Source organism: Paenibacillus sp. GQ49 (assembly GCF_059759055.1).
The window spans coordinates 129,572-147,376 of record NZ_JCAXEL010000002.1 but is presented as its reverse complement, the minus strand read 5'-3'; the positions used below and the strand labels follow the sequence as shown (position 1 = coordinate 147,376).

Below are 17,805 nucleotides of genomic sequence, written 5' to 3'. Positions count from 1 at the left end.
GGAAATTGAATATGATCAACGTCACCATTTGGAATGAATTTGTCCATGAGAAAATTCACGATGAAGTAAGGGAAGTCTACCCGGATGGTCTGCATCGAGCACTGGCTGACGGACTTGGCGGCGAAGGCTTTGCTATTCGTACAGCTACACTGGATCAGCCTGAACACGGATTAAGTGATGAAGTGCTGAATTCCACAGATGTGCTCATATGGTGGGGACATATGGCACATGATCGCGTAAGCGATGAGATCTCACAGAAGGTTGCGCAGCGAGTGCTGAACGGGATGGGAATGATTGTGCTCCATTCAGGTCATTTCTCCAAACCATTCAAAGCGCTGATGGGAACAAGCTGTGATCTGAAATGGCGTGTAGCTGACGAGCAGGAAATTGTATGGTGTGTTAACCCATCTCATCCGATTGCGGATGGCATTGAGGGCAAGATTGTATTGGAAAAAGAAGAGATGTACGGTGAATTCTTCGATATTCCAGTGCCGGATGAACTGGTGTTTGTAAGCAACTTCCAGGGTGGGGAAGTATTCCGGAGCGGATGTACGTTTCGGCGTGGTGAAGGTAAAATCTTCTATTTCCGACCAGGTCATGAGACATATCCGACCTATTACAAGCCGGAAATATTAAGAGTGATCAGCAACGCTGTGAAATGGGCATATCCTACCCGCAGCTTTAAGCCGGAATATGGCAAGAGTGAACCTGTAAGACCATTTGGTGGCGTGCTAGTTTAATTCACTAACTCAATCGTGTAATGGAAATTATAAGTTTTATTCAAAAAGAACCCTTCTCCGAGTCATTGATGACTGTGGCAGTTGGGTTCTTTTTGGGTAAGATAGTACTATGGGGAAGTTATACGATATTTCCCATGGTGACGACGTAGCGTGTAATGTATACTGGGATGTATGATCCATTTTGGATGTTATGCTTCTAAAATTTAAACTTTTTAGTTGCAGGCGTTTTCTTTGAAGCTTAAATATGTTAATATGAAATATACTAACAAAATGTAAGTTGATTTGAGTGATCTCTAAAGAGGTGATTAATGTGGAAGGTCAAGACTTGCGGATGTGTCCGCGTTTTGAGACGGCGTTTTCTTTTTTGGGCAAGCGCTGGAATGGTTTAATTATTCAAACGTTGATGAGTGGTTCGAAGCGATTCAAGGATATCTCCAATCTAATCCCATCCATGAGTGATAAGATGTTATCCGAACGGATGAAAGATCTGGAGAGTGAAGGTATTCTGGTTCGTCACGTCTACCCCGAGACGCCGGTTCGTATTGAATATGAACTGACGGATAAAGGTAGAGCGCTCCAGCCTGTCATGAATCAAATTCAAGACTGGGCTGAGAAGTGGGTTGACTAACGTATAAGCATCACCCGCTTTCGTTGCATGAATGACATAGACTCCTGATTTCCGTGGAAATCAGGGGTTTTTGTCTTAAGTATTATGTTGATCGGCGTTTTTCTCTTGGGCTATGCACATGTTGTCATGAGTTGTAGTATAATCTATAGAAAATGGCCACAGACGGCCGGAGCGAAGGAGGCCCACTTGTCATGAGAGAAGAAAGCTTATCCCGTGAAGTACGCTACGGCAAAAAAGATATTGCAGAACTTGAGAGCGCATCCATTCAGGTCCATCTAATCTACAAAAAAGCTGCGGAGTTGTTTAAGCGCACAGCATATTCGCGTTCGGTTAAAGATGATTTTGCCGAAGTGAATACACATTCTGTGAACAGCGATGGTCCGAGATTAGCTCCGGCGGTGCTGCAAAAATGGATTCAAACGTCCAGGGGCTGGAAGTGTATCGGATGTGAGCTGGGACATCCTGATTCAACGATGTCTCAGATGGAAGAAACTATCCATGGTAAGCAATGGGTTCTGGATGTGGGAGAAGGTCGGTTGGTTCAGGCAGAAATGCTGATTCAGGCGGTTGTCTGGTCTCAATATGAGAAGATTCGAATGTTTGCACCATGGCTTGGCGATGAACCCTTTTATAGCGTTCAGGAACTGGATGTCATTGCCCGTTATATTGTGCCTACCTATTTCTCAGAACGACCTTTGCATGAGCAAGGGAAGGTATTCAAGGTCCATCAACAATATGGTCAGATTCCGTTGTATCAGGAATATGTAGACGCACCTTCATGCTGCGTGCAGGTGGACGGTGGATTGCTTGAAGGGCGATTGCTGACAGGGGTATACGTATCTGAGGAGCAGTTCTTCGGGCTTAATCCATATCTGAAAGATGGCGATGGAGGACGGACATACATGCAGGCTTGTGTCCAATGATAACGTAACCAATGATAACGTGAAAATAATTTAGATTGGAGAGCCTGTGTGCAGGCTCTCTTTCTTGTACAAGCCTTATTTGAAGGCGGTACCCTATAAAAGTAACGGCTTTGACACTTTTTTTTGCTTAAGGTTGTGCCATAATAGAGGTTATGGACAACAGGGTGAATGATTTTACGCAGGGTGGTGTTACCTACATGATGAAAAAAATCCCCGGTTACATAGGTGTATGTTTGCTCCTACTGGCGATCTTGGCTGGTTGTAGTGAGACACAGCCTTCTGAGCAGCCAATTGTCAAAGAGACAGAAACAGCGAATACAATCACAGTGGCTGTAGATGGCAGTACGTTTTTGCCTGATGCAACAAAGTCCATTAAGCGAGATTTTAGTGAGGGTTTGACACTCAAAAAAGCATTACTTAATAGCGGACTGGTTGATTTTACGGCAGATGGCAAACGGATTCAATCCGTCGGTGAAGTTTCTCTGGATTCTTCGCTTAGCTGGGCTGTCAAATTAAATGGCAAGGATATTGAGCAGGAAGATTGGGACATGGAACTTCATGCCAAAGATGAAGTGATCATTTACGTGAAAGCCGCTGACAGTGGGGGGGATGGCGTTGCATATCAGACAACGTTACTCAAGGTTAGCGGTGGAAACATTATGCCAACCCTTAATCGTCAATATGCCGGCGTCTACGTTCAAGAGTGCACAGTTCGCGATGTGTTGAAGTCCAGCGGCATTGTAAGAATGTCGGAGAATAACAAATTTGTCGTTTCGGTCGAGAATGTCACGCCTCGTATGAATGAGCGGTGGGTCATTATGGTGAATGACAAAGAATTAATGGAAAATGGTCTCGACATGAAATTGAATCCACGTGATGCGGTAAAGCTTGAATTGACCAATGCATCCTAAGTATACCAAGAAGCCCAATCTCTTTTTAGAGAACTGGGCTTTTTTTCATTAAATATATAAGCAATATCCGATTAGCACAGTCAAATATTAAATACGACAGATCTCGTTCGGGCAAAGTTCACAGTGACAGATCCCTTGCAGCATCTTCAGATCTTTGATAACAATCATGCCATTGTCATATTCAATCCCATCTTTCTTACGCAGGTCGCTTAACATGCGGTTTACACTTTCACGAGTGGCTCCAATCATATTGGACAGGTCCGTGTGGGTAATTTTTTTGTGAATAATGACATGCTCTCCATGAGGCTCACCATACGAATTCGACAACCGAATGAGGGTGGAGCAGAGTGCACCCGGTTTGCCATATAACATGAGATCCCGGAATTTGGTCTGTGTCAACCGGTGGTGGATGCCCATCCATTTCATAAAATCGATCGCAAAGTCACAATGCTGGCAGATTAACATTTCCAGGTCTTTATGCTCCAGTACACCAATCTCACTGTCCTCCAGCACTTCCGCTGAGAAGCTGTGTTTAGAGCCAAAGAAGGGATCAGCCTGCCCAATCATATCACCGGATTGATACATGTACATGATCAGTTCCTTGCCTTCATCCGTGGATTTGGTGATCTGGGCACGACCTCGTTTCATATAATAAAGTTTGTCAGAGATGTCGCCTTCCCAGTACAGATGTGTACCTTCCGGATAGGTTCTATCTTTCATGGTAACCAGCAGATGGTTGAAATTCGCTTCCGAGAAACAGTTGGTATTACCGCGCTTTTCCAGTACAGTTGTTAGTTCTCTCATTAGTCTATCTCCCCTTTATGTCCATCGGACGACCTTCTGTAGTGAGCAGTAGCCTCCGAGGTTCGCCGCAAACCGTTGCCGTCCTGATCAGGGTCATCTCGGCCGGGAGGAAGGACGGTACAAATTGCGGTGGTTCAATTTTTAAGTTCAGTATATACCTAATCTTACCGTTTGAGGGGGAAGGAAAGGGGGCAAAAATGACGAAATTTCAAACATTGTGATTAAATTCACTTTTGATGGAGAGGATGAATTTTATAGCCCTCTATTTTAAATAGGAAGTGAAAATGGTCGTGTGAAGGACACTACAAAACTTAAATTAAATTTGTTATACTTTGTGAAAAAAATCACATATTTAACCTTTTACCCATGGTACGATGTGAATGTAAAGAAGAGAGACAAACCAAAACGAACCTTTAGGAGGATGAGGGAGATGGCTGTAAAGAACGAAGTCGCCCCAGCAAAAGAACCGACAGCAGGTCAGTATATTCAAACGTTAATCGACAAAGCGAATAAAGCACACGCCGCATTCATGAAGATGGACCAGAAGCAGATTGACCGGATTGTGCAAGCAATGGCGCTTGCGGGTCTAGATAAACATATGATGCTCGCCAAGATGGCCGTAGAAGAAACAGGCCGCGGAGTATATGAGGATAAAATCACCAAGAATATATTTGCTACAGAATATGTGTATCATAGCATTAAATATGACAAAACGGTAGGTGTAATTGAAGATAATGAGTACGAAAGCTTCCAGAAAATTGCGGAGCCGGTTGGGATCATCATGGGGATCACCCCAGTAACGAACCCAACATCAACAACGATGTTTAAAGCACTGATCTCCATCAAGACGCGTAACCCAATCATCTTTGGTTTCCACCCATCTGCACAGAATTGTAGCCGGGAAGCTGCTAGAATCTTGCGTGATGCAGCGGTGAAGCATGGTGCACCAGCAGATTGTATTCAATGGATTGATGATCCTTCCATGGATCGTACAAACGAACTGATGAATCACAATGATGTGGCTCTCATTCTGGCAACAGGCGGATCAGGCATGGTACGTGCAGCGTACAGCTGTGGTAAACCTGCACTGGGCGTAGGACCGGGTAATGTACCTTGCTTTATCGAGAAAAGCGCGGATATCAATCAGGCAGTAACGGATTTGATTCTGTCCAAGTCCTTCGACAACGGTATGATCTGTGCTTCCGAACAAGCGGTCATCATTGAAGAACCGATCTTTGATCAAGTGAAGAAAAAAATGATTGCAAATGGCTGTTACTTTGTTAACAAAGATGAAGCAGCAAAATTGACAGCAGGTGCAATTAATGCCGAGAAATGTGCGGTGAACCCGGCGATTGTTGGTCAATCTGCGGTGAGCATTGCGAAGTTGTGCGGTATTGAAGTTCCAGCAGGCACCAAAATTCTTGTGGCCGAGATTGAAGGGGTAGGTACCAAATTCCCATTGTCGGCTGAGAAATTAAGTCCGGTACTGGCTTGTTACAAAGTCAAAACGGCAGCAGAGGGCATTGAGCGTGCAGCAGAAGTGGTTGCTTTTGGCGGCATGGGTCACTCCTCGGTTATCCACTCCACAAATGAAGAAGTGATCGGCAAATTCGCAGATCGTCTGCAAACCGGACGGATTATTGTGAATTCACCATCCACACACGGTGCCATCGGGGATATCTACAACACAAACATGCCGTCATTGACACTGGGATGCGGATCATACGGACGTAACTCGACTTCTTCCAACGTAACCGCTGTAAACTTAATCAATGTGAAAAGGGTGGCTCGCCGTACCGTGAATATGCAATGGTTCAAAGTGCCGAACAAAGTCTACTTCGAAAAAGGGGCAACGCAGTATCTTGCCAAAATGCCTGACATCACACGTGTGGCGATTATTACGGATGCCATGATGGTGAAGCTTGGATATGTTGAAAAGGTAGAACACTATCTGCGGCAACGCCAAATGCCAGTAGCGATCGAAGTATTCTCTGATGTTGAGCCAGATCCATCGACAACAACGGTAGACCGCGGAACCGAAATGATGCGCCGCTTCCAACCAGACTGCATTATCGCACTTGGCGGTGGATCACCGATGGATGCTGCCAAAGCCATGTGGCTGTTCTATGAATATCCGGACACGGACTTCAACGACCTGAAACAGAAATTCATGGATATCCGCAAACGGATCTACAAATATCCACGTCTCGGCGTAAAAGCGAAATTTGTAGCGATTCCAACCACATCCGGTACAGGTTCTGAAGTTACATCGTTCGCTGTTATCACAGATAAAAATCAAGGTAACACCAAATATCCATTGGCCGACTATGAGCTGACACCAGACGTGGCGATTGTCGATCCGGAGTTTGTATACTCCCTACCGAGAACAGCCGTTGCCGATACAGGAATGGACGTACTGACACACGCGATTGAAGCTTATGTGTCTGTCATGGCAAATGATTACACGGATGGACTTGCGATCAAAGCAATCCAACTGGTGTTCCAATACCTGGAGCAATCCGCACTGCAAGGTGACAAACTGGCACGTGAGAAAATGCATAATGCTTCCACAATTGCCGGTATGGCATTTGCCAACGCATTCCTGGGCATTAACCACAGCTTGGCGCACAAATGGGGCGGTCAGTACCACACCGCACACGGACGCACCAATGCGATCCTGATGCCACACGTCATTCGTTACAACGCGAAAAAACCGACCAAATTTGCATCGTTCCCGAAATATTCGCACTTTGTAGCGGATGAGCGGTATGCCGAAATCGCCCGCATCTTGGGATTGCCTGCTCGTACGACAGAAGAAGGCGTAACCAGTCTCATCAATGCCATTCGCAAATTGAACAAAACATTGGGTATTGAAGAATCATTCCAGGAAATCGGATTTGATGCCAAAGACTTTGAAGCACATGTCGATTATCTGGCTGACCGTGCCTTCGAAGACCAATGTACAACCGCCAATCCGAAGTTGCCGCTGGTAACTGAACTGGCTGATGTATACCGCAACGCTTTCTACGGAAAGTTTGAATAATAAATTTAGAACAAAGCGTGCTTTACGGCAAGAAGATCAGGGTTCCCCGAGAGGGGAGCCCCGATTGCCGTCTTTCACACAATAACGGAGTGGGCAGAAAAACAGAAGAGCGAGCATCTGTTTTTCAGGATTTATTCTAAGATTTGGTTTGCTCCGGGCATAGAGGAGCAAAAGGTTCTATAGAGGTTACACGGAATCCGTGATGTGGCCGTTTGAGCCAGATGTTCGACAATAAAGAAAAGGGCAGAAAAACAGAAGAGCGAGCATCTGTTTTTCAGGATTTATTTTAAGATTTGTTTTGCTCCGAGCATGGAGGAGCAAAATGTTCTAAAGAGGTGGCACGGAATTCGTGATGTGGCCGTTTGAACCAGATGTTCACACAATAACGGAGAGGGCAGAAAAAACTGAAGAAGCGGAGCGTTCGCCTTTATCCCCGGATTTTCCCCTTTGAAAAATAAAATTGAAAAAATCCGGGGATAACAGCGATCGGAAGTTGTTCTGCCCGCGCAGTGGCTAAGTGTGAATTTACCGGGTTCAATGGGACACAGCGCAGGTGGAGTGAGTTAGTTCACTGGCTTTGTGACAAAAATCACAGATGATGAAAGCCCCAAGTCGTATACTGAAAATGTAAGAAAAACATTCATCCCGCGGTTCCGGTTCCCAAGTAGAGAGAACATGTTCCGGTTTATGTGAAACAATTCACATTAATCGCGGCTCTGGGCACACAATGCTACGAATGAAGCAAGATGTTATGTGTCCAGAAATCCAAATTAGTGGAGGGATTACGATGTCGGTGATTGAAAAAGATGTCAAACAACAAACAGGCTGGAGAAACTTTACCAAAGGAACATGGACCAAATCCGTAGATGTGAATGATTTTCTGGCACACAACTTGTCTCCGTATTACGGAAACGAAGCATTTCTCGCAGGTGCAACCCAGAATACCAAAGAATTGTGGGAGATCGTATCTGATCTGACCAAAAAAGAACGTGATAACGGCGGTGTCCTTGACGTTGACGTGAACACACCAGGTACTATTATTTCTCACCAACCCGGTTATCTGGATCAATCCAAAGAGCAGATTGTCGGCGTTCAGACCGATGCTCCGTTCAAACGTTCCATTCAACCAACAGGCGGAATTCGCATGATGATTGACGCATGTGAGGCATATGGCTTTGAAATGCCACAGGGCGTCATTGATATATTTACAAATATTCGCAAAACACACAACCAGGGTGTATTCGATGCTTATACTTCCGACATGCGTGCAGCGCGTAAAGCAGGAATTATTACAGGTCTGCCAGATGCTTACGGCCGTGGTCGGATCATCGGTGACTATCGACGTGTAGCTTTGTACGGGGTAGACTTCCTGATTCGTAACAAAAAAGGCGAACTGAATGCACTCGAAGTTGATGTTATTGATGAAGATGTCATTCGTCTGCGGGAAGAATTGTCTGAACAGATTCGTGCATTGCAAGAATTGAAACAATTGGGCGATATGCACGGGTTCGATATTTCCTTGCCAGCGACAACAGCAAAAGAAGCGTTCCAATGGTTGTACTTCGGTTATCTCGCTGCGATCAAAGAACAGAACGGTGCTGCGATGTCACTGGGACGTGTATCTTCTTTCCTGGATATCTACATTGAACGTGACCTGCAAGAAGGGATTCTGTCCGAAGAACAGGCTCAGGAATTGGTTGACCATTTTGTAATGAAACTGCGGATTGTCAAATTCCTGCGTACACCGGATTACAACGAACTGTTCAGTGGAGATCCAACATGGGTGACGGAGTCCATCGGTGGTATGTCCGTGAATGGTGAAACACGTGTAACCAAAAACAGCTTCCGTTTCCTGCATACACTGCACAACCTGGGTCCTGCACCAGAACCAAACTTGACTGTTCTCTGGTCAACGAAACTTCCAGAAGCTTTCAAAGATTATTGCAGTAAAGTATCCATTGAAACAAGTTCAATCCAGTATGAGAATGATGACCTGATGCGTCCAATCTACGGTGACGATTACGGTATTGCTTGCTGTGTGTCGGCTATGAAGATCGGGAAACAAATGCAATTCTTCGGCGCTCGTGCCAACCTGGCAAAAGCTCTCCTGTATGCGATCAACGGTGGTCGTGACGAGAAATCCGGAGCACAAGTTGGACCTGAGTATCCTGCCATCACTAGCGAAGTGCTGGATTACAATGAGGTTATGAAACGCTTCAAACCAATGATGGAGTGGCTGGCGAAGCTGTATATGAACACCCTCAATGTCATTCACTACATGCACGATAAATACAGCTATGAGCGTATCGAAATGGCATTGCATGACCGTGACATTGTACGTACGATGGCTTGTGGTATCGCTGGTCTCTCGGTTACAGCGGATTCACTGAGTGCAATCAAATATGCCAAAGTAAAACCAATTCGTAACGAACAAGGCATCGCTGTTGATTTCGAAATCGAAGGAGACTTCCCTTGTTACGGTAACAATGAAGATAGCGTGGACAGCATTGCTGTTGAACTGGTTGAGAACTTCATGGGCATGATTCGCAAGCACAAAGCATACCGTAACGCAATACCAACACAATCCGTGCTGACGATCACTTCCAACGTGGTATATGGTAAGAAAACAGGGACTACACCGGACGGTCGTAAAGCGGGTGAACCGTTTGCTCCTGGTGCGAACCCAATGCATGGTCGTGATAAAAAAGGTGCACTGGCATCCCTCGGCTCTGTAGCCAAATTGCCTTATGAACACAGTCTTGACGGGATTTCCAATACCTTCTCCATCGTGCCAAAAGCATTGGGTAAAGAAGAGACTACACGAAAATCCAATCTGACTGCGATGATGGACGGATACTTCGGTCAAAACGCCCATCACCTGAACGTTAACGTATTTGATCGTCAGCAATTAATTGATGCGATGGATCACCCGGAAAACTATCCGCAACTGACTGTACGTGTATCCGGATATGCGGTTAACTTCATTAAACTGACTCGTGAACAACAGTTGGATGTCATCAACCGTACGTTCCATGGCTCCATGTAAGTAATTTTCAATACAGCTAGAGCAAGATATTCCAAATCATATTAAACGCACAGCGGATGCGGATACAGAAAGGAAGAGGCAGCATGGTTAACGGACATATTCATTCACTCGAAACTTTCGGGACGGTTGACGGCCCAGGCATCCGCTTTGTGCTTTTTATGCAAGGATGTCTACTCAAATGTCAATATTGCCATAACCCTGATACATGGGCGCTGGATGGCGGGAAAGAAATGACGTTAGAGGAGGTATTGGCTGAAATTGAGCCTTACCTGTCTTACTACCGCAGCTCCGGAGGCGGACTCACGATATCTGGCGGAGAACCAACGTTACAGGCTCACTTTGTAGCCGAGATCTTCAAGGAAGTGAAGCGCCGCTGGGGATTGCATACGACACTGGATAGCAACGGATTTAACGAACCGGAACGGATTCACGATCTGTTGGATCACACAGACCTGGTTCTGCTGGACCTCAAGCATATTGATGATGAGAAACATATCAAGCTGACAGGCAAATCCAACGAGAGAACGTTGAAAACGGCCAAGTGGTTATCGGAGCAAGGTCGGAAAATGTGGATACGCCACGTGTATGTGCCTGGCATTCATAACGAGGAAGAGGATCTGCTTAACCTCGGAAGATTTATTGGAACATTAAATGGCGTCGAGAAGTTCGAAATTCTTCCATACCATCAGATGGGGATTTACAAATGGGAAGCGCTCGGTAAAGTATATCCATTGGATGGAGTTCCTTCGCCAAGTGAAGAAGAAGTGGAGCGGGCGTATCGCCTGATCGAACAAGGTCGCCAGGAAACGGCTGGCGTGGCTTGTTCAGGTAAGTAATCTAACCTTTATATATAGTAAAAACAATCAATCAAGCAGTCCTTGCGAACATGTTTCGCAGGGGCTGTTTTTTTGCTGTTATCCATTGTAAATGCAAGATTATGGGTCCAGTGAAGGATTTTATCCCTCCATTGATGAATTGTCATCCTTACGATGTAAGCTCCGGCTTTTTATAATCAGAGTGTAAAGCCAAATGCTCAATATGTTGAGGAGGGTCAACCAGATGAAAAAAAGAATGACATTACTGCTTTCATTATTGCTTATCACTTCATGGACTTTGGCGGGATGTGCAAGCTCAAGTAACGAGCCACAGCAAGGCGCAGGCAATACACCTGTGGAGGAAACAAGTAAGGAACCGGTTGAAATGCTTCTCCGCCACACACAGGTGGGGGCCGACAAACAGAAAAGACTGGCCATTCTCCAGGATGTAGTGGACAAAGTTGAAGGTGAGATACCCAATCTGACCTTTACGCTGGATGGCGTCGAATCTGATGTGAATCGTAAGGAAAAGCTTCGCGGAGAGATGGCGGCAGGTAACCCGCCGGATATATTTGAACTGTTCGGTAGCCCGGATTCCAAAGTTTATGCCAAGGAAGGTATGCTGCTTGATCTGACTCCGATCTTGCAAGAGCTGGGCATTCAGGACCAGTTTACATCGCTTGAACCGTTTACGTATGAAGGCAAAGTATATGGACTGCCGATTGGCGGTTCGGGCGAAGGTTTTTTCTATAATAAAGAGTACTTCGAACAAAAAGGATGGAAAGCTCCAACCACCATGGCTGAACTGGACAATATACTGGCCGAGATCAAGGCCGATGGCAAAGTGCCGCTTGCTTCAGCATCCAAGGCGGGCTGGGTACCGCTTATGTTAACCAACCACCTGTGGTCCCGGTATGCCGGACCGGAGATTACCGCAAAGTTTGCAACAGGTGAAGCGAAGTGGACCGATCCGGGTGTTGTGCAAGGTTTTGCCAAACATAAGGAATGGGTGGATAAGGGTTATTTCAAAAAAGGTGAGCTGGGCTTCGAGTATGCCGAATATACCACGCAATTTACGAGCGGAGAAGCGGTGTTGATGTATGACGGAACGTGGAAATCATCTGTATTCAAAGAAGGCCAGAGTGGTGAATCGCTCATTGGCAAGGTTGGATTCTTCAATATGCCTCCGGTAGAGAACGGAGCAGGTGATCAGACGTCTTTGATGCGGGATGTGAACAATGGATACGGATTCTCGGCAGCAGTGGCGGATGACCCGCAGAAGCTGGAAGCAGTGAAAGCTTTTATCAAAAATTTCTACAATGAAGATATGCAGGTCCGTGGTCTTGTGGAAGACGGTGTGTTGCCTGCGATGAAGCTGGACGAGAAAGTGCTGACCGACAGCATTACCGATGATCTGATGAAAGAAATTGTGGCTGTGCTTAATGCGTCCAAGACGTCGTTCCCGGCATTTGATGCACTCGTTCAGGCCGATGTGACGACAGAGATCAGCAATCTGCAAATCCAGAAGTTGATTGGTGGGCAGACGACGCCAGAGAAAATGGCAGAAGAGCTGCAAAAGGTGCAGGAGGAAGCAAACGCTTCCGTAGAATAAATCAATCCAAGTTGAAACTGCGATCGTTGAAGTGACTGAAGGAGGCTGACCATGAATACTTCACTCCGCAGCCCGTTAATCTATACGCTGTTTGTAATGCCAGCCCTAATTCTGTTTGTGATGTTCTTCTTATATCCTATTGGCAGCTCCCTGTATTACAGTCTGACGAGTTGGAATGGGGTATCGGCTGAGCCACGTTTTGTGGGTTTATCCAATTATGTGAAGGCACTGACCGATGAACGCTTTTGGATTTCCACACGGAATAACGGCTTTTTCATCGGATTTTCGGTACTGATTCAGGTACCCCTGATCGTCCTGTTTTCGCTTCTGATTGCCAATGTGAAAAGGCTAAAAGGTCTGTATAAAACCGCTGTTTTTTTACCATCCATTATGTCGACAGCCGTTATCGGTATCTTGTGGGGGTTCATCTATGAACCCAATATCGGACTATTAAACAAAATACTTCATGTGCTGGGCATCGATCCAATCTACTGGTTATCGGATAACCGATTTGCCATGTTGTCCATTTTGGTGACCAATGCCTGGCAGTGGACGGGATTTTACATTGTCATGGTGCTGGCTGCCATACTGGCGATTCCCCGTGATCTGGATGAAGCGGCTGCAATCGATGGGGCAACAGCGGTACAACGTGCAATGCGAATTACGTTGCCGCTGATCCGGCCGATCATTTCAGTGGTGATCATGTTGTCCATTGCAGGTGCCATGAAAGCCGCCGACATCGTGATTGTCATGACCAAAGGTGGGCCCGCTGGGTCCACCGAGGTTCTGGCCACATATATGATCAAATACGCGATTACCAACTTCAAATATGGCTATGGCAATACCATTGCAGTGCTGATCTTTGCTCTGACGCTTGTGCTCACTGCGGTGTATCAACTGCTGGTAGCGAGGCGGAGCGAGAAGGTGGAATATTGATGGCAAAAAGCTTAAAAAGCAGTATACCTCATGTGTTGTTAATATTGTATTTAATCGCGATTTTGTTTCCCTTTTTATTTGTAATCTTCTCTTCATTTAAGCAGGATAACAATGAAATCGCCTTGAATCCATTCGGTCTGCCTACAACATGGGAGTTTAACAATTACGTGGAGGCTTGGGTGAATGCAAAGATTGGCACATATTTCTGGAATAGCCTGTACATTTCGGTTTTATCGTCGGCGTGTACGATTGTGCTCGGTGCCATGTTTGCTTTTGCCGTGACCCGGATGAGACACCGGAGATGGAGTCTGTTTCTGTACAGTCTGATTCTGGCGGGTATGCTTATTCCCAACAATGCACTTATGCTGCCGATTTATCTGCTTGTTCGCAAAATGGGCATATTGGATACACATCTGGCATTAATCGTGCCCTATGTGGCCAATGCGATCCCTTTTACAATTATTATACTGGCGGCTTTTATGCGTTCTCTGCCTGGAGAAATTGAGGAAGCGGCGGTCATGGACGGCTTGAGGGCCCCGGGTATCTTTGCTAAAATAGTGATACCTCTTACGGTTCCGGCTATTGTTACCGTTTTTATCGTTAATTTCCTCGGCAACTGGAACGAATTTTTACTCGCCAACTATTTCTTATCCACCGATAAATTGCGTACGCTGCCAGTGGGCATGGTTCAGTTTCGGGATCAATATCAGATGAACTATGCCCAGATGTCGGCAGGTATTGTATACAGCGTTGTACCTGTACTTGTGATCTACGCTATACTCCAGGAGAAAATTATAGAAGGAGTAACTGCAGGTGGTGTCAAAGGTTAATACCATGAACCAGTGAATAGGGAGAACGGGATATGAACTTGCGAATGAAGCTGGCCTTGGCATTTCTGCTGCTGATCATTGTACCGATGTGTGCGCTGGGCATTGGCATGTTTCTGGTCACATCACATACGATTGAGAAAAAATACAATCAACAGGCCGAATATGCGCTTCAGGCCATCAGTTACAATATCGAGAATGTATTTCAGCAGATTAACAATGTGACCGACAACGGGATAGCCACATCGGTTTTCCAAATGGCGTTGAACGCCAAAGATCCGACCAACCAGGATCTGGGAACCGGTAATCAGTTATCCCTGAATGCCAGCCAGCGCAATTTCCGTTCCCTTCTATATAATTATCCGTTCATCAGTTATGCCTTTTTATATGATTTGCGTTCGTCTGAGAATAACCAGATTGTCTCCATTTTCACTAAAGAAAATTTTCAAGCCCTTCCTTTTCAGCAATTCAAAGTACATCCCTTATTCAACGAAATTCAGCAACTTAATGGCGTGCCTAAATGGCTCGCACCTCTGGAATATCCCGAATTAACCGGGGTAGAACCTGTCTTCACCCAGATCAGACTGGTCAAAGAACTCAGTTATTTTCAAAATATCGGCGTGCTTGTTGTTCAGATCAAAAAAGGAGAGATTGACCGGATCTTTCGTCACCTGCAAATCAGCGATTCGGCACAGGATACGTCGTTCCTATTAATTAATGAAGAAGGACTGATCGTCTATGATCCTGCAGGTATTTATAACGGTGAGAACATGCAAAACCTTGGTGCTGAATCTGACAGGTACGGTCCAGGTTTTAGCAGTGTCAGAACGGTCTTTGACGGCAAGGAAAGTATCATTTCGCAATATCATCTGAAGAACTATAACTGGAATCTCGTCAGTGTGACTTCATGGGAAGCCTTATCTGCGGAAACAAATGCCTTTGCCGGTTGGTCTGTCATCATTATTCTATTATGCCTGCTCGCAGCGATGATCTTTAATCTTTTTTTCATGAATCGCATTACGGGTAACATTGCTGTACTTGTAAGGTTTATGCGTCGTGTGGATGATGGTGATTTTAATGCGAGGGTGGAAGGAAAAGGGTTCGATGAAATGCAGCTGCTTGCGCAAGGGTTCAATGAACTATTGGATCGGATCGGGGGATTATTCCGTCGTGTTCGGGCAGAGCAAGAGCAGAAGGCCCAAGCGGAACTACGTGTACTACAGGCCCAGATCAAACCTCATTTTCTGTTTAACACATTGGAATCCATTAATGGATTAGCGCTGCGTGGGGAGGGCCGCAAAGTAAGCGAGATGGTGACCAGACTTGGCAATATGCTTCGTATCAGCATTCAGGATCAGGAGGAGATTCCGCTGGGTGAGGAAATCAGGCATTTGCAGAGTTATCTGGAGATTCAACAGTACAGGTTCAGTGATTTGTTCACCTATGAGATTGACATTCCACCTCATTTATACAGCTCAATCCTGCTCAAGCTTACCCTCCAGCCTCTGGTGGAAAATAGCATTCAACATGGGTTTGAGGGGATCACCTATCCAGGTGTACTGCGGATAAGCGCATATGCGGAACGGGATCATCTGATGTTATGTGTTGAGGATAATGGGATCGGTATTCCCCAGGAAATGCTCGCACGATTTGAGTATATGGCAGAAGATCCGCCGGAAGTTATGCTCGCGGAAGGGGCGGAATTATTATCGTCCATAACGGAACGCCGGGGATTGGGATTACGAAGTGTGGCAGATCGAATTCGTATTCAATACGGGGCCGGGTATGGCATATTTATATGTTCAGCACCGGGGTATGGCACAGTTATTCGATGCATCATTCCATTATATGAGCAGGAGGAAGCCGGATGAATCTGACTGCAATGCTGGTTGACGATGAGCTGCCGATTCTGGAGAATCTGAACTATATTTTACCCTGGGAAGATATGGGGATTGAAATCACAGGTACAGCGAGAAGCGGGGCAGAAGCGCTGGGGAAAGTTACAGAAAGTCATCCAGACATTCTCTTGTGCGATATTCGGATGCCGTCTATGGATGGATTGGAACTAATTCGTTTGCTGCGAGAGCAGGGTGAAACGTGTGAAATTATTTTGCTGACCGGTTATCAGCAGTTTGAATATGCTCGAACCGCTATTAAATATAACGTACATGAATACATATGTAAGCCAATTGATTATTTGAATCTGGAACATAAACTGCGTGAACTTGCCGGACAGATCCAGAAGAGACGTCAGGAAAACGATTCGCAACGTTATCGCAGCCAAGAGATGGAAAGCTGGATCAGACACAAACAATTGATTGACCTGTTACGAGGAGAAGCACCGTTGAAGGTTGCCTATCCTGCCTCTGTTCCTGAATTCATAACAACTGCTACACCGTATACGTTGCTGCTGGTGGATGCGGTCGGTTATTTTCGCCATTCGATCGGCTGGTCCGAGCTTCAGCACCAACGATGGCATGAGACCTTAAGTTCCAGACTTAGGGAAGTAGCAGAGAGAGTTGAGGGGGACTGTCAGATTCTTTCGACTCGCAAAGGGGAGTGGTGCATCCTGCTGGAGGCATCAGGTGAGTGGAAACGTCGCTCAGAGGAACTGGCCCATCAACTGTGTCTCGAATTAAATGAGATATTATCCATGGATTCAAATGTGAAGGTTAGGGTTGTTCAGGATGCTGTACCCGTGAACCTGGAAAGTCACATTCTGGAGCGATACCGGCATTGTCAAAAAATACTGATGTCCCATTCGGAAAGTGAAGACGGGGTGCTAAAGGCGAGTTGTCCCGAAAACACATCATCGTATGATCATACGGCCTCCAAAGGGGCTAACTCATGGGTTACAAGAGAAGATCTGGAGCTTGTTACTCGGTGGATTCGGCAAGGGAACAAGCAGGGGTTGCGTGATGTATTGGAGCGGCTTAAACAGCAAATGGGGAACTCAAGACAATCCTTCAACAGGATAGATGAAACCAATCTTCGGTTTATGCTTGTACACATGCTTCGGGAACTGCGTGAAGTACAGGCCCTCGCTGAAGAGCACGAAGTGAATTACTGGAATGCACTGCAAGGGGCTGTATCCATGAGGGAACTCCTTGAACTTGCAGAGGTTGTTACCCATGCCTGTCAGGGCAAAAAAACGCAGCCACGTCCTTCTGTATCAGAACTGATCCTGTCTGCATGTGAGTATATGGATGCACGGCTGCAACAGGACTTGGGAATAGATGAAGTCTCAGATTGGCTCGGAATCAGCCCGGGTTACTTTTGCCAGCTATTTAAAACCCAAATGGGTGTTACTTTTGTGGAATATATGACGCAGAAACGGATGGAAAGTGCCGCTTTATTGTTGAGTACAACCGAATGGAGTATTACAGCGATTGGGGAAGCAACAGGGTTCAAGGAGCGCCGTTACTTCTCCAAGGTGTTTCATAAACACTTTCACATGAAACCCTCCGAGTACAGGCAGAGTAAACAATTGGGTTTGTAGTACCAAGGGAAACGGGAGGAG

Annotated in this window: 13 protein-coding genes; 12 read left to right on the top strand and 1 reads right to left on the bottom strand. The window is 45.8% G+C overall.

Features of this window, described 5'->3' with window-relative positions; all coding sequences use genetic code 11:
• Window positions 1–11: 11 nt before the first annotated feature.
• The 4 genes from AC6CIF_RS05250 (at window position 12) to AC6CIF_RS05235 (ending at window position 3,202) form a co-directional block, all read left to right on the top strand.
• Window positions 12–740, top strand: coding sequence for a ThuA domain-containing protein (locus tag AC6CIF_RS05250; protein WP_498198363.1), 729 nt, complete (start codon window positions 12–14; stop codon window positions 738–740).
• Between the two features lie 331 nt (window positions 741–1,071).
• Entirely contained in the window at window positions 1,072–1,368 is a 297-nt protein-coding gene (locus AC6CIF_RS05245) for a winged helix-turn-helix transcriptional regulator (protein ID WP_076333333.1), read from the top strand.
• Window positions 1,369–1,559: 191 nt separating this feature from the next.
• Entirely contained in the window at window positions 1,560–2,291 is a 732-nt protein-coding gene (locus AC6CIF_RS05240) for a hypothetical protein (protein ID WP_498198361.1), read from the top strand.
• 197 nt (window positions 2,292–2,488) lie between these two features.
• A complete protein-coding gene (locus AC6CIF_RS05235) occupies window positions 2,489–3,202 on the top strand; it encodes a hypothetical protein (protein WP_017687552.1) in 714 nt (237 codons plus the stop codon).
• A gap of 87 nt (window positions 3,203–3,289) precedes the next feature.
• Here the strand turns inward: AC6CIF_RS05235 and AC6CIF_RS05230 are convergent, their stop codons facing one another.
• On the bottom strand, window positions 3,290–4,006 hold the full coding sequence (locus AC6CIF_RS05230) for a Crp/Fnr family transcriptional regulator (RefSeq protein WP_036614443.1): 717 nt from the start codon (window positions 4,004–4,006) through the stop codon (window positions 3,290–3,292).
• A 430-nt stretch (window positions 4,007–4,436) separates the two neighbouring features.
• On the opposite strand from AC6CIF_RS05230, the gene adhE reads away from it, so the two are divergent.
• From adhE to AC6CIF_RS05190, 8 genes are all read left to right on the top strand, one after another.
• A complete protein-coding gene (gene adhE, locus AC6CIF_RS05225; protein WP_498198358.1) occupies window positions 4,437–7,049 on the top strand; it encodes a bifunctional acetaldehyde-CoA/alcohol dehydrogenase in 2,613 nt (870 codons plus the stop codon).
• A gap of 787 nt (window positions 7,050–7,836) precedes the next feature.
• Complete coding sequence (gene pflB / locus AC6CIF_RS05220; RefSeq protein WP_498198356.1) at window positions 7,837–10,095, top strand: formate C-acetyltransferase; 2,259 nt, start codon at window positions 7,837–7,839, stop codon at window positions 10,093–10,095.
• A gap of 83 nt (window positions 10,096–10,178) precedes the next feature.
• On the top strand, window positions 10,179–10,931 hold the full coding sequence (gene pflA / locus AC6CIF_RS05215; RefSeq protein ID WP_076215706.1) for a pyruvate formate-lyase-activating protein: 753 nt from the start codon (window positions 10,179–10,181) through the stop codon (window positions 10,929–10,931).
• A 223-nt stretch (window positions 10,932–11,154) separates the two neighbouring features.
• The gene (locus AC6CIF_RS05210) at window positions 11,155–12,522 is read left to right on the top strand and encodes an ABC transporter substrate-binding protein (protein ID WP_406881067.1); all 1,368 of its coding nucleotides are present in this window, start codon (window positions 11,155–11,157) and stop codon (window positions 12,520–12,522) included.
• A 51-nt stretch (window positions 12,523–12,573) separates the two neighbouring features.
• A complete protein-coding gene (locus tag AC6CIF_RS05205; protein WP_036614432.1) occupies window positions 12,574–13,458 on the top strand; it encodes a carbohydrate ABC transporter permease in 885 nt (294 codons plus the stop codon).
• Window positions 13,458–14,288 (top strand): carbohydrate ABC transporter permease, encoded by an 831-nt coding sequence (locus AC6CIF_RS05200; protein WP_091028779.1) that lies wholly within the window; start codon window positions 13,458–13,460, stop codon window positions 14,286–14,288. Before AC6CIF_RS05205 ends, AC6CIF_RS05200 begins: the two co-directional genes overlap by 1 nt.
• Before the next feature lie 32 nt (window positions 14,289–14,320).
• A complete protein-coding gene (locus AC6CIF_RS05195) occupies window positions 14,321–16,156 on the top strand; it encodes a cache domain-containing sensor histidine kinase (protein ID WP_498198353.1) in 1,836 nt (611 codons plus the stop codon).
• A complete protein-coding gene (locus AC6CIF_RS05190) occupies window positions 16,153–17,784 on the top strand; it encodes a response regulator transcription factor (protein ID WP_498198351.1) in 1,632 nt (543 codons plus the stop codon). Before AC6CIF_RS05195 ends, AC6CIF_RS05190 begins: the two co-directional genes overlap by 4 nt.
• Window positions 17,785–17,805: the final 21 nt, after the last annotated feature.